Origin of the sequence: Desulfonatronum thiosulfatophilum, from assembly GCF_900104215.1 — a bacterium.
GTDB lineage: Bacteria > Desulfobacterota > Desulfovibrionia > Desulfovibrionales > Desulfonatronaceae > Desulfonatronum > Desulfonatronum thiosulfatophilum.
This window is the reverse complement of sequence record NZ_FMXO01000008.1, coordinates 101526-115268: the sequence shown is the minus strand read 5'-3', so window position 1 is coordinate 115268 and position 13743 is coordinate 101526. Positions and strand designations below refer to the sequence as shown.

At 54.2% G+C, this 13743-nt stretch carries 12 protein-coding genes; 8 read left to right on the top strand and 4 right to left on the bottom strand.

Annotated elements, in window-relative coordinates; genetic code table 11:
• Nucleotides 1-3 precede the first annotated feature (3 nt).
• The 4 genes from BLP93_RS08065 to BLP93_RS08050 all read right to left on the bottom strand — a co-directional run bounded on the left by BLP93_RS08065 (nt 4) and on the right by BLP93_RS08050 (nt 3159).
• Entirely contained in the window at nt 4-906 is a 903-nt protein-coding gene (locus tag BLP93_RS08065) for a PRC-barrel domain-containing protein (RefSeq protein ID WP_092119745.1), read from the bottom strand.
• Nucleotides 907-951: 45 nt separating this feature from the next.
• Complete coding sequence (locus BLP93_RS08060; protein WP_139162953.1) at nt 952-1536, bottom strand: hypothetical protein; 585 nt, start codon at nt 1534-1536, stop codon at nt 952-954.
• Nucleotides 1537-1817: 281 nt separating this feature from the next.
• Complete coding sequence (locus tag BLP93_RS08055) at nt 1818-2351, bottom strand: PRC-barrel domain-containing protein (protein ID WP_092119738.1); 534 nt, start codon at nt 2349-2351, stop codon at nt 1818-1820.
• A 337-nt stretch (nt 2352-2688) separates the two neighbouring features.
• Nucleotides 2689-3159, bottom strand: a complete 471-nt coding sequence (locus tag BLP93_RS08050) for a PRC-barrel domain-containing protein (RefSeq protein ID WP_092119735.1) — start codon at nt 3157-3159, stop codon at nt 2689-2691.
• A 155-nt stretch (nt 3160-3314) separates the two neighbouring features.
• Here BLP93_RS08050 and BLP93_RS08045 point away from each other — a divergent pair, with 155 nt between their 5' ends.
• From BLP93_RS08045 to BLP93_RS08010, 8 genes are all read left to right on the top strand, one after another.
• Nucleotides 3315-4472 (top strand): hypothetical protein, encoded by a 1158-nt coding sequence (locus tag BLP93_RS08045; protein ID WP_092119732.1) that lies wholly within the window; start codon nt 3315-3317, stop codon nt 4470-4472.
• A 930-nt stretch (nt 4473-5402) separates the two neighbouring features.
• Complete coding sequence (locus BLP93_RS08040) at nt 5403-5606, top strand: DUF1328 domain-containing protein (RefSeq protein WP_092119729.1); 204 nt, start codon at nt 5403-5405, stop codon at nt 5604-5606.
• Between the two features lie 51 nt (nt 5607-5657).
• Nucleotides 5658-5861, top strand: coding sequence for a PLD nuclease N-terminal domain-containing protein (locus BLP93_RS17685; protein ID WP_092119726.1), 204 nt, complete (start codon nt 5658-5660; stop codon nt 5859-5861).
• 109 nt (nt 5862-5970) lie between these two features.
• Nucleotides 5971-6369 carry a PA2779 family protein gene (locus BLP93_RS08030; protein WP_092119723.1) on the top strand — a complete coding sequence of 133 codons (399 nt, stop codon included), beginning with the start codon at nt 5971-5973 and terminating at the stop codon, nt 6367-6369.
• Nucleotides 6344-6901, top strand: a complete 558-nt coding sequence (locus tag BLP93_RS08025; RefSeq protein WP_092119720.1) for a cysteine peptidase family C39 domain-containing protein — start codon at nt 6344-6346, stop codon at nt 6899-6901. The genes BLP93_RS08030 and BLP93_RS08025 overlap by 26 nt, the downstream gene beginning before the upstream one ends.
• A gap of 72 nt (nt 6902-6973) precedes the next feature.
• The gene (locus BLP93_RS08020) at nt 6974-7486 is read left to right on the top strand and encodes a tetratricopeptide repeat protein (protein ID WP_244148686.1); all 513 of its coding nucleotides are present in this window, start codon (nt 6974-6976) and stop codon (nt 7484-7486) included.
• Between the two features lie 212 nt (nt 7487-7698).
• Nucleotides 7699-10944, top strand: a complete 3246-nt coding sequence (locus BLP93_RS08015; protein ID WP_092119717.1) for an AfsR/SARP family transcriptional regulator — start codon at nt 7699-7701, stop codon at nt 10942-10944.
• A gap of 317 nt (nt 10945-11261) precedes the next feature.
• Nucleotides 11262-13358: an AfsR/SARP family transcriptional regulator gene (locus BLP93_RS08010; protein WP_092119715.1), complete on the top strand. Its 2097-nt coding sequence runs from the start codon at nt 11262-11264 to the stop codon at nt 13356-13358.
• Nucleotides 13359-13743: the final 385 nt, after the last annotated feature.

Below are 13743 nucleotides of genomic sequence, written 5' to 3'. Positions count from 1 at the left end.
TAACTAATTGTTTCTTTGGTATTCAGGCTGGTTGCGCAGTTCCTGTTCGGTCATCGGGATGTAGACGCGGAGGTCGTCGTCCCCGTCACGCTGAATGTCGATCTGGTCGATATCCAAAGCAACGCTGCGTCCGCCGAACCCGAGAAATCCGCCCACGTTCACGACCACGCCCTCGACTTCGCCTTCGGGAGAGATCAGCACTTCATCGACGTTGGCGATGTTTTCATTGTTGACGTCGTAGACATCGGCATTTTGCAGGTCATCAGCGGTCATTGTCCGCGGTGATACACGACTGAATCCTTCATGGACAGGTCTGTCGTTGGCATGCTGATCCCTGTCCTGGTACTGATCCTGCTGCCGTTCTTGCGTGTCCTGGGTTGTTCCGGGATCGGTCGGCCTCGGCGCCGTATCCACGCGCGGCTGTCCTTCCCCGCCCATGTGATCGGGAGACTGGCGATCACGCTGGTATCCTTCCCGTCGGTGCTGGTCTTCACTGTATTCCGGAGCATTCTCAAGCTGTTCCCTGGAGGCGGGAATGGCCAGATAGAAATCGTCCTCGCCTTCTCGATGCACGAATTCCATCGTTTCCATGTCAATGGCGATGGTCCGTGCGCCCATGCCGAGGAAGCCGCCGACATCGACCAGTACGGCTTTGACTTCGCCTTCTCGGGACAGGATGATGTCGTCAACGGTTCCGACGTTTTCCCATTCATCGGGTTCCTCGGTCACGGATCCGGGTACATCCCTGCCGCCTGTCGTATAGATATCCTTACCCATAATGTCGGAAACATACGCAAACGCTTCGTCAAGCTGCTGAGGTTCGATAAACACCCTGTCGTTTCTTTCCGCGAATGCAGGACTCAACGCCAGTAACCCGATGATAATGCTGAGAAACAATGTTTTCATGGTGGTTCTCCTTTCCAATAAAAAAGTTAAGTTGATTGATGCGTGTTACTCGCCTGTGTCTCTATGTATCCGGGTTGTGCTGCGACCGATGTCGTTGTCGTGCCGGTCCGCACCACCCTGGATTCCGTGTTCTGAATCCTGAGCATTGGAATCACGAAGGTGGTCTTCTCTCACCTCATCTTGATTCTGCTGCTCTTGGTCGGAACCGGAATATCCCTCGTGAGGTCGTTGATCATTTTCCATTTCACCTTCTCGCGTTTCGCGATCCGGCCCGACGGGGATATGTCCGTACGCCCCTGGCGCACCTTCCGATTGCCACTGCGGCGCCTCGCCATCGCTGGTTCTTGAATGCTCCTGAGCATCAATTTCCTCTTGCGTCGGTCGATCGTTGTTCATGTCGCCTTCCTGGTTTTGGCGATCCGGACCGACGGGGATGTGGCCGTAAGCTCCCGGAGCACCTTCCGGTTGCCACTGTGGCGGTTCACCGTCGCTGGTCCTCGAGTGCTCCTGGGTTTCCGCGTCCTGATGCATTTGCAGATTGTCGGATTGTTGTTCCTGATTCCTCGATTCCGCGAACGCTGGACTTATGGCCAAAGATCCAATGATTAAGCTGAGCATGATTCTTTTCATGGCAGCCTCCTTTGAAAATAGATGATTCCGGAAGAGGAGTCTGATCCAAAGGATTGCCATTCGCGGCTCCATGGATTCGGATATTCCACCTCTTTTTCCCTCATTCCCAGTTATTAAGGTACGGATTATTAGAGTTTAGGAAATGGGGAGATTCCCGTATTCTTCTGCTCAACCTGCCGTATGTCGTCTACTGCCGTAGAAGTGCATGACGATAAAAATGAAAAGTCCAGGCCAATGGACCTGGACTTGGGAACTGTTATGGTCGATCAATGCTGGGCGGATTAGTTGTCCGGCCGGTATTCAGGGTGATTTCTCAATTCTTCCTCGGTCATGGGAACATAGACCCGCAAGTCGTCGTCCGCATCCTGATGGATCTCGAGTTCATCAATACCGATGGCAATGCTGTGGGCGCCCAACCCGAGGAAGCCGCCGACATTCAGCACCACACGTTCAATTTCGCCTTCCTGGCTGATCAGAACTTCGTCCACATTCCCGAGATTCTCATGATTTACGTCGTAAACATCGGCATTGCGAAGATCTTCCACGGTTATGAGCTCCGGGGCGACCCTTTCGTATCCCTCCATGGGATCCACCTCGAGGGTTCGGTGAGGACGAACAGGATCGATAACAACTTCTCGTTCCGAGTCATACCGGGGCAGGATATCCCTGTCGCCGGCCTCTTGGCCCTGAACCTGTCCATCCGTTCCTTCACGCTGCGTCTGAGACGTGGTGCGTTGACCATCATCTTGTGCTGCGGCAAATGCCGGACTCATGGCCAATAAACCGATCATAATGCTTATCATCAATGTTTTCATTATCCCTCCTGATTTTATTTGTTTGTTTTCTTATTTGTTTCCGTAGGAAGACTCGTCCGGATAGCGGAATGTCGTGCCGTTTCGTCCAAACCATGTGATCATGCCGCGGGATTCAAGAAAAAAAGGGGTACTACTCAGCAGAGCCAGAAAAGAAATCTGGATAGCGATAGCGCCGGCCTTCGCAGGCATGACTAACGTGGGTACGGCTTGCTCCGTGCTGGAAAATTGCCATTCGCGATAATGTGCTGAATAGTTAAAATATAAAAGCTGTCCGGGCTTCGGATTATATCGATGCCCGGACAGCTTCAGAATGCCCTACCAAAAACAATCCGCAATATTAGTTGTTGTTGTCTTGGTATTCGGGCTTGTTTTTCAATTCTTCCTTGGACATCTGAACGTTGATCCGGACGTCGTCACCTTCACCCTGGATGTTCAGTTCGTGAAAATCCAGAGCCACTTTGCGGTCGTCAACTTCAACAACCACTTTCTCAACATTGCCTTGCTGATTAATCAGCACTTTTTCGATCGAACCCACATTTTGATCCTGCCGGTCACGGACTTCGGCATCTCTCAGGTCTTCCATGGATATCAGGTCATCAGTGTCCCGCTCCATTCCTACCTGAGGCTGGACATAAGTTCTGTCCTGGTCGGTCTGCCCATGCTGGCCGGGCTGACCTGTCATGCCCTCCTGCTGCATATGCGGGCTCTGCTGGGTTTCGGTCTGTCCGTGTCCCATGCCGCCTTGCTGGGCAAATACGGGGCTCATGGCCAACAATCCAATAATGATGCTTGCAAGTAACGTTTTCATGATGGAACTCCTTGGTTCTTGGTTTATGCATCCGGTCAGGAGGATTCCTGCGAGGATGCACCCCCGTCGGCCGACCCAATGTCGGTCGACGGGTTGGTGATTTGGTTGGCGGGTTACCAGTTGCGCTGCGTGTCGTCTCTCATGAAGGTACCGGGTTGGCGAAGATCATCCCGATGGCGCTGGGGAGCATTGGAGCGATGCGGATCGGCGTCGTCACCGGGGCTCCACTGGTGCTGCCATTCCTGATCCTGCCATCTCCGCTGATCCTGGTCGCGCCACTGCTGGTCCTGATCACGCTGCCACTGCTGGCCCTGGCCGCGCTGCTGCTGGCCACGTTGCCACTGCTGATCCTGGTCACGCCACTGGCCCTGACCGCCCCATTGCTGATCCTGGTCGCGCTGCTGCTGGCCACGCTGCCACTGCTGATCCTGATCGCGCTGCCACTGCTGATCCCGGTATTGCTGCTGCCCGGGAGCGCCAAGAATCTGGGAAGTGGTGGTGCGGCGACCTGTTGGGTCGTCTCGCCAGTCCTGATCCTGATCACGCTGCCACTGCCGCTGGCCGGGCTGCCCTTGCTGATCCTGCTGGCGCTGCCACTGCTGATCCTGACCGCGCCACTGCTGATCCTGCTGGCGCTGCCACTGTTGATCCTGGTCACGCCACTGCTGATCCTGGCCGCGCCACTGCTGGTCCTGTTGGCGCTGCCACTGCTGATCCTGATCGCGCCACTGCTGATTCGTCCGACGATCCCTGTCAGCTGGATCGCCAGGCCGCCACAGACGCTGGTCCTGGTCCTGCTGGCGCTGCCACTGCTGACCCTGCTGATCCTGATCACGCTGCCACTGCTGACCGCGCTGCCATTGCTGATCCTGATCCTGCTGGCGTTGCCACTGCTGACCCTGTTGATCCTGCTGGCGTTGCCACTGCTGTGTGCTTTGATCCTGCTGGCGTTGCCACTGCTGACCCTGTTGATCCTGCTGGCGTTGCCACTGCTGACCCTGTTGATCCTGCTGGCGCTGCCACTGCTGACCCTGCTGATCCTGGCCCTGCTGACCGCGCTGCCACTGCTGACCCTGTTGGTTCTGGTCCTGCTGACGTTGCTGGCGTTGCTGATCCTGTTCCTGCTGACGTTGCTGCTGCAGTCGTTGCTGGTCCTGATCTCTTTGCCGTTGTTGCTGTTGATCCGTGTCTTGCTCACCATTTTGATCCTGCGTTGTTCTTTCTTGCTGGGTCTGGGTGGTGGTGCGACGTTCGGCATCATCGTCTGCAAAGGCGGGATTCATAGCCAGGAGGCCAATGATGATACTCACTAACAATGTCTTCATGGAAATCTCCTTTACGATTTTTAAGGTTGAAATGGCAGAGAGGCGCTGACGACTTGGATCAAAAGGTTAAGGAAAATAATTGCTCATGATCCACCTCCTGGATTGGAGTGTTGAAATTTCCGCGGCCATTGGGCTTGGTTTCGTCCTCTGACCATCAGGCTGACGGTCAAATGATTCAGCCGGCAGTAACCACGAAAACAGCAACAGATCCGATACGCATTGTTGATTTGGATTGTAGATGAATGCTCGACTTCCTGAAGTTCAGCCGGGGGAACTCCCGGCGAAAAAGCCGTTGCCGCAATCACCGCCTCCGTTAGGTAATAAGATTATGTTTTCAGTTTGCTTTGAATATGGGGATAACCCTGTATTTGATCACCACCTCTTACTTAATTGGAAGCTACGGATACCGACAGTGGCAGAAAATTCGCGCATTTATGCCGCCGGATTCACTCACGGCTCAGAGCTCCCAAGATCGCAGCGAGGAACTGGTCCGTCTTGTCTTGCATTTGCTGCTCCGCATGTCTGATGAGCGAAAGGTCAGTGCATTTGCCTAGAATCCTGAATACATTCTTAAGAAACAATAAAGTTGCGCCAGACATGCATCTTTCAGGATGATTGATAAATTTATATAATTCTTAAAACCTAAGAAATTATTGCCTGACCAGCAATCGTCCTGAACAAGATATTCCTGTGTTTACGATATGTTGCATGAACATGAATTTGGCATGGAAATTGAGGCAATTGTGGACCATCAGGGCAGTGAGTGCCTGGATGCCGAGGATTGGCAGTAAATCGAGGAACGTACGAAGGTGAAAAAATGTATTTTGCAATTCCGCAAAATCAAGCTGGCGGAACAATTGAGTCCCATCAACATCACATTGATTCTTCAGAACCATGTGATTACACAAGGAGGTTCGCATGTTAGGCTGGACGGTTGTTTTTCTGATTGTGGCGATCATCGCGGGTATTCTCGGATTTTCCGGGATCGCGGGCACATCCGCATGGATTGCCCAGGTCTTGTTTGTTATTTTTCTCATCTTGCTGATCATCAGCTTCTTTTTTGGAGGTACCCGGGCGCCCGCGGAGGTCGGATATCTCGTTCCATATGTGTTTCTTTCATGAATGTGACGTGCTGATCGCCGGCGATCATTTTAACAACAAAGGTAGGATACCGTGCGAGTAGAAGTTGGCGGTTTTTTAGGACTGATCATTTTCATTCTCTGCATTTGGGCCATCGTCCAGACCATTCAGAGCAGTGCATCCACCGGAGCAAAGGTCTTTTGGACGGTCATCATTCTTATCTTTCCGGTGGTCGGACTGATAATCTGGTACTTTGCGGGGCCTCGTCCGGTCCGGAATCATCCGGTACGAAGGTGATTGGCTTCGGGGATTCATCGTGCGGACGCCGACTGTCATATGGAAGATCGCTCGGATGCGTGGAGCCCCAGGTCGATGATAAATCCCATGGTTACATCAAGGAGCAGATATGAGTAATCGTAGATGGTTTTTCAATCAGCGGATTTGTTGGGTGGTCCTGTTCGCGTACGCGATCTTTGCGTTGATCCCCAGTAATGCCGAGGCGTTTTTAGCCCAGAGCCGTTTTTCATCCGGAGAAGCGATATCCGAACGGACAGTATGCACCGAATCCATCCAGGCAGCCTTGGAGCACAAGATTGTTGCTCAACGACTGGCGGACTACGGGTTGACCCAGGATGAAGTGCTGGCCAAACTGGACGGCATGAGTGACGAACAACTGCACCAGCTGGCCGGCCTGTCCCATGACGTCGGCGGCGGCGCTATCGGCGCGGTGATAGGCGTCCTGGTGATCGTGATCCTGGTCATCGTCATTCTGAGACTCAGTGATCGACGCATTGTCCTTCAATAAGGCGTTCCTTTGCCTTCTCCTTGCCCTCGGACTGTTCGGGCAGGGGTGCGGCTCACATTCAGGATATCAGCCTCTGCCTGAACTTCCGGAAGAGGCTGTTTTCCTGAATGTCCCGTTTGTACCCCAATCCCGGCAAGACGATTGCGGCCCCGCGGCCCTGGCATCCGTTCTGATGTTTCGCGGCCATAATCCTTCGCTGGACGACATCACCCGTGATGTTTTTACGCCGGCTTTGGGCAGAACCCTGCTTCCGGACATGGAAAACCACGCCCGGGATCTCGGTTTCCAGACCAAGGCCGGGAGAGGCGACCCGGAACTGCTCAAGGATCGGATCAATAACGGCAGCCCGGTGATTATTCTGCTGGAAATGGGCCGAGGCGCTCTGAGCCGAGGGCATTACGTCGTTGTCTTCGGCCATACCCGGGAAGGGTATCTGATGCACGTCGGAGAGCTTAGCAATGTCCTGATGCCCACGGACGAGCTTGTGTCCCGCTGGGGAAGAATGAACAACCTGTATCTTGTGGTGGAGTAGGGGAGCGGAATGGTTTTCGGACGTGAACGGATCTGGCTGAGCATGTTGTGTTTGGTAGCGGTGTGTAGTCTCGTGTCCTGTACGGCGCCAAGAATAGTGCTGCTCAGCGATCCCTTGGACGCTCAAGAATACAACGATCTCGGGGTCTCCTACGAGGCTTCCGGAGAGACGGCCTTGGCCCTGGAAGCATACGCGTCGGCCGCGAAAAAAGATCGTGGATGGGATCAGCCCCTGATCAACCAGGGCAACGTCCATGCCGCCCTGGAGGATTGGCGGTCCGCGGAGGCGAGTTACCGTCAGGCGTTGAGGAGAAATCCGGAAAATCCCGAAGGCATGAACAATCTGGCCTACGTTCTGCTCAAGCAAGGTGCTGTTGCCGAAGCAAACCGATGGTCAAGCAGAGCCCTGACTGCCGAACCGGACAACCCCCTTTTCAAAAGCACCAGAGCCATGGTTTTTGCGGCGGCAGGAGATGCCGGGCAGGCACGGAAATACCTGGAATCCGCCATGCAAAACCTCCCCCCTGACGACCCGCTCCATCACGAACTCCTTCTGCTGCAACACCGCCTTCTCCCCCCTCAATGACCATATTGGGCGCCTTGATGGATTCCCAGGCTCGGCCCGTGCAAATTCGACGACGTCTGTCCTGACCGTTCCATATTGACCTGTATTGTTTTGAGGCTTAATCAAAAAGATATTCGTGAAAACGCTGAGTAGTTGCGAATTATTTGTTCAAAGGGTCGCTGGAACATTCAGGGACGAAGGAAACCGATCACCCATGTTTTCGGGAGTCGTTGATGCAGATTTCCTTTGCCAGGTTCATTCCTCCGGAAATCGGGACACTTGTTGTTCGACAGCGGCTTTTTGACTGTCTGGACGAAGCCTCTTCACGGCCCATCATCTGGATTTCCTCACCCCCGGGTTCAGGAAAAACCGTTCTCGTCGCCAGCTATGTTCTCGAGCGGCAGCAACCTCTGATCTGGTATCAGATGGATGAATCCGATATCGAACCTGCCGTATTTTTTTCCCGCCTGGCTCAGGCCTCGACATCCGTCCTGGCCGATGAACACGTGAATCTGCCTTCCTTACAACCTCTTCAAGTCAAAGACCTTTCTTCCTTTACCGATCATTTTTTCAAGCAGCTTGCGCAGCGGCTTCCCGAAAACTGCTTTCTGGTGCTGGACAACTATCAGGTGGAAATGGACAGCAGGGTACACAAACGTATCCTGGAGGCCATTGCAGTCTTGCCGGGAGGCTGCAGGACGTTGATCACCTCACGCAAACAGGCTCCGCGGCATAGCGTGCGCATGCTGGTGGAAAGAAAAATGAGCTTTCTTGATTGGCATGATCTCCGGTTCACTCTGGAAGAGAGCAAGGCCCTGCTCGGATCGGAAAAGTTTTCCAATGAGGTATATGACCAGCTCCATGAAAAAACCGACGGTTGGGCAGCCGGTCTCGTGCTGCTCGGGGAAAGTCTGCGTCGCGGAGGGAGCATTGTCGGAGCTTCCCCGTGGATGCCCATGCGGGATGTTTTTGATTACCTGGATGTGGAACTGTTCGATAAACTGACCCCTGAACTGCGCGATTTCCTGGTCAGGACGTCCTTTCTGCGTACAATGACCCCGGACATGGCCAAGGCCATGTCCGGCTCCGATCATGCCGAAGCCATCCTGATGCAGTTGTTTCGAAACAACCGCTTCACCTTCCGTCGGGTCTCTCCCCATTTTGAATTCGAGTATCACCCGCTGTTCACGCTGTATCTGCAATCCATTGCCGAGAATGAGTATTCAGCTGAAGAACTGAGCATTCTGCGCTGTCGAGCCGCTGAGATTCTGGAATCGTCCGGCCGGATCATGGATGCCGCTGATTTGTGGTTGGCGGCAGGCGCCGCGGAACGTCTGGAGCGACTGATTCTTGAACATGCCGATCAAATGACCCATCAGGGACGTTTTCAGACCCTGGAAAAATGGATCACCGACCTGCCGGCAGATGCACTGGATCAGGAACCCTGGCTCGTGTACTGGCTGGGAATATGCCGTCAGATCGTAGATCCGGAGGGGAGTCGAAAGGAGTTTCGGAAGGCCTTCGAGATGTTTCGACAGCGCCGGGATGAGAATGGCCTGCTGGCCGCCTGGTGCGGTGCGGTGGACACCTTCATGTACGATTGGAGCGATTTTCTCTCCCTGGGGGAATGGATTTCCTTGCTGGAAACATTGCTGGACACGGGGTTGGAGGTTCCTCCCACGGAACTTGGTGTCCGGGCGGCCTCCTGCATGGTCGCGGCACTGGTCTATCAGCATCCGCAGCAATCGCGAAAGATTCAGCAATGGCTGGAAGTGGCCCTGCGGCCAAATTCCCGCTGTTCCGCCGGGTACATCCACCTCCATACACGCTTTCATGCCGCCTATCACGCCATGTGGATGGGCGACCTGACCCGACTCAGAATTATCAACGAAAATGTACAACAGGTGATGGGAAATCCGGATGTGCCCATGGTCCATGTGCTGAATGCCAAATGTCTGGAAGCCATGGTCCACAATCTCTGTTTCGCGCAGGGGGATCAGGCCTTGAAGGTGGTGAAGGAGGGCTTGCAGCTGGCTCGCCGGCATGATCTGAACATCTGGCACTTCATGCTCTACGGTCAGGGCGTATTTGCAGCCCTGACCGTAGGCGACGTCTCCACCGCGGACAAGTATCTCGCGCAGATGGAGCGCATCGCATCACGGAACAAGCGGTTTGCTCGGGGACAATATCATTATATGGCCGCCTCCTACCACCTGTACCGCGGAAACTTTTTGTTGGCGGCCCAGGATGCCGGAAAGGCTCTGCGCATCGCCGAGGAAACGGGTGCCCGTTTCGCATATCCCTTCTTTGCCTTGTCAAAAGCCCAGACCTGTCATGAGATCGAAGAGGTTGACGAACGGGACCGGCTGATGGAGAGCCTGAAAGACTTTATCGACGAATCCGGAAGCAGGCTGTTGGAGTATATGTGGCTGCTTTGCGCCGCGCACTTCGCCCTGGATCAGGACCAGACGGACAAGGCCCTGCGATTGTTGATCAAGGGATTCAACCTGGGACGCCGGGAGGGCTACGTGAACATGTTCTGGCAGTGGCGTCCAAAAATGGTTGCCCGTTTATGTATGGTTGCCCTGCAAAAAAACATTGAGACGGAATACGCAAAGTTGTTGATCCGCCGACGCAACCTCTTTCCCGAATCACCGCCTCTGGAAGTCTCCATTTGGCCCTGGCTGCTTCGGCTTCATACCTTGGGTCGATTCGAGTTGATCCGGGAAGGGGATGTGATTCATTTTTCCGGCAAGTTGCAACGCCGACCCTTGGATCTGTTGAAGATTCTCACCATTAACGAAGATAAGGGCGTCAGCGAGGACGAATTGTGCGATATGCTTTGGCCGGATTCGGATGGAGACCGGGCTCATAGCTCTCTGACCACCACGGTTTCTCGGCTTCGCGGCCTCCTGGGCTGCCATGAAAGCATTGTGGTCAGCAACGCCAGAATCAGCCTCAATGCCCGGCTCTGCTGGGCGGACGCCTGGGCGTTCGTTCATTTGTGCAAACAGATCGCCAAGCTGGAGCAGGAATTCGGCGCAGCCTGCACCAAGCCGCTGCGCAATGGAGATACCGCCCGGTTGTTTTTGTTGGCGCAGCAGGCCCTGGACTTGTACCAAGGGCACTTTCTGCCGGATGACCTGGCTCATTCCTGGACCATACCGGTACGTGAACGTCTGCGCGGCAAGTTTTACGATCTTGTAGCCATTGTCGGGGACGTGCTTGAATTATCCGATAATTGGAGTTCGGCCCGGCGCGTTTATCTGCAGGCCCTGGAAGTGGACGAGCTCCATGAAGATTTCAATGGACGTGCTATCCGATGCGCCCACCTTCTGGACCGAGCCGGCGAGGCGCGAAGTCTGTTTCATCGTTATCGAGAACGATTGAAAACCGAGTTGGGCCTGAACGTCTCGCCCGAACTTCAATCCCTGGTCCGCAAACTGGGTGTTGACGACGCTCAGGACAGTTCTCGTTGATAACCGGACCTGACCGGTGTCTCCTTCCTCGTGCCCCTTCAGGCTGCACGCGGTCATCCGTCCTCCTCGCCGACCAAACGCCAAATCCCCTGGATTCTGTTCAAGAACGCAATCTGTGACCTATTCGTGACTCATCATCCATGAAACTTTGACTCGAGTTTCAGATGCAGAACCTTCAGTTGTGCTTCAGGGTCTGGTGAGTCTTCCGACACTCCTCGCTTGCGCATCCTCTCAAATACCATTGCTGTTGTTACGACACCGCTTTGATTCATTGCTAATCCGGCATTATCAGCTACGTTTCCGAAAGGAGATCGGACATGCGAAAGGTACCTCTGACCCGGCTGCTTAAACCTTTCCAGGTCTGCTACCGGCACGGCCTTTGGGATCAGTACGCTAGATTGATGGAAGATTTCGGCGCTGACTGGCTGCTGGATCTGCACCTGCCCAGGTTGGGCATGCATGTCATGCCGCTGCTGCATGTGGTCAAGGGCTTCGCGGGAACGGCCCGGATACGTTTTCTCATTGATGTCTTCCAGGGGACGGCGGACCAGGAGAAGCTGCTGGCATATCACCGGGAATTTCATGAAGCCGGGGATGCTCTTTATGCAACCGCGGCCATCGAGATGGGCGTGTTCCATATCTGGAGCAGCGGAAACTCCCTTCAACGTCTGGAAAACTGGAACCTGCTCGTCGACGAAACACTAAAATTGACCGAAGTCTCTCATCCGGCGGCTGCCGGCTTATGGCTTGAAAAAGCCTTCATCGTGATGCTGTGCAAAGGAGATTTCGAATCCGCGCTGCACTATGCGAAATTCGCAAATAATCAGGCCGCTCACGCCGGTTCCCCATCCCTGATGCTGCGAGCGGCCTGGATATCCGGGATGCCCCTCACCTTTACCGGTGACTTTCCGGCCCTCCGAATTCTTGTTGATGACGCGCTTCCGCTCTGCGCGGTGGATGACGCATCCTTCGGGGCCGTGTCCCAGCTCAAGACTCTGGACGGGCTGCTGAACTACTTCGAGGGGAGATGCTTCGAAGCGGAGGATAAATTCCGTCAGATATTGGCCTATCCCATGGCGGAGCATCTTCCCGTTTCCGCCCGGCTGCTGATCTCGGGTCCTCTGCTGATGACGGTTTCCGAGCTGGGGAAGAAGGAAGATGCCGAAGAACTGTCCAATGAACTCCGCCGAGAGGCGGTTCCGCAACGCAATCATTATTTTTGCGCATGTGTCCACTACTGCCTCGGCGTCTACGAACTGATCCTCGGAAGACCCTACGAAGCGTTGCTGCATGCGAACGAAGGCATGGAGCGGGGCAATCTCAGCAATGGCCCGCTGCCCGCAAGTCAAAACGCTCTTGTAGCTGCCCAGGCATTAGTGGATCTGGGCAGAACGGATGAAGCGGAATCTTTTCTTTTACAGTGGATCACCCAATGGCGACAAACCGGATTCCAGTATTTCGCCGCTTGCGGCGCCATGGAAATGGTCCGGCTGCAAATTCGCAAGGGAGATACCGCACGGGCCTGGGAGTTCCATGATCTCGGCATGCGTCTCTCAACAAACGGACAAAGTCTGCGCGTGGTCAACAGGCCACCAGGATTTATGGAGAATCTGCGTCGTGAACTGCAATTCAAGGAAAAGTCGACTTTCTCCTGGTCCGATTCCGAAGGCGTGGTTGTTCACGTTCAGACCCTGGGCGATTTCGTGATGACCGTGGGCAACCAGATTTTGTACGACCGGAAATGGCGCGGCGAAAGAACAAAGCTGCTCCTCAAAGCCTTGATCGTAAACGGCGGAACCAAGGTTTCCAAAGAATTGCTCGTGGATCTGCTCTGGCCGGACAAGGATGGAGACATGGCCGCGAACAACCTCAAAGTGGCTATTTCCCGGCTTCGCAAGCTTGTGAACAGGGTATTGGGTGATCAGGTGAATTGGTTGGTCGTTACGGACAGTCGCGTTTCAATGGTCAAGCGGCTGTGCCGGGTTGATTGCCTCAGTTTTCAGGAAATGTTGCAAGATGCGTTGCATGCGGAATGCGCCGTCGATGATCTGGCCGGGATTCTGGACGGATACACGGGCGATTTTATTCCGGCCGACGTGACCGGACAGTGGATTGACGAGTATCGACAGCGTCTTCGCAAGGAGTATGTGCAGGGGGTTGTTTATCTGGCTCAACGCTGTCTGCTGACGGGTGAGTCGGAAAAAGCCCTGGAGTATCTTCTCCGGGTTCAAAACATGTCCATGATCAATGAGCAGATCTTTGCCCTGCTCATGCAGACATACTTAAACATGGGGTATCCTTCGGACGCCCTGGCAGTTTTCCGACAGGCCCGTTTTCGCCTGAAAAAGGATTACGACGTCCTGCCCGGAACCACTCTCTTGTCCTTGGCCCGCCAAGCACGGGAAGCTGTTTGACCAAAGCTGTAAAGATAAGACAGCACGTTGCCGTCCCAGTCTCTCTTGAGCAAGCTGATTCTGATTTCCGTTCATTTGAGACGAACATTCAGTGCATGCTCGATTTCGATCGAGATTTCGATCGAGATTTCGATTGCGATTTCGATTGCGATTGGGATTTTGATTGGAATTTTGAATATTTAAAACACAATCCCTCCCCCCCAGTCCCCACCAGCCGTCTTTCTCCCGCTGAAATAAGTCCCCCCAGAACGTGACTGGCTTCCAGCCTTCCGGCTGATGTTACCGAATCTGTTACGCAACGGATACTCGTCCATCTATAGGATCAAAGCCGACGGGCAAGGAACAATCAATAAAGGGGGAGAGCCATGAGGGTAGATGAGCCACT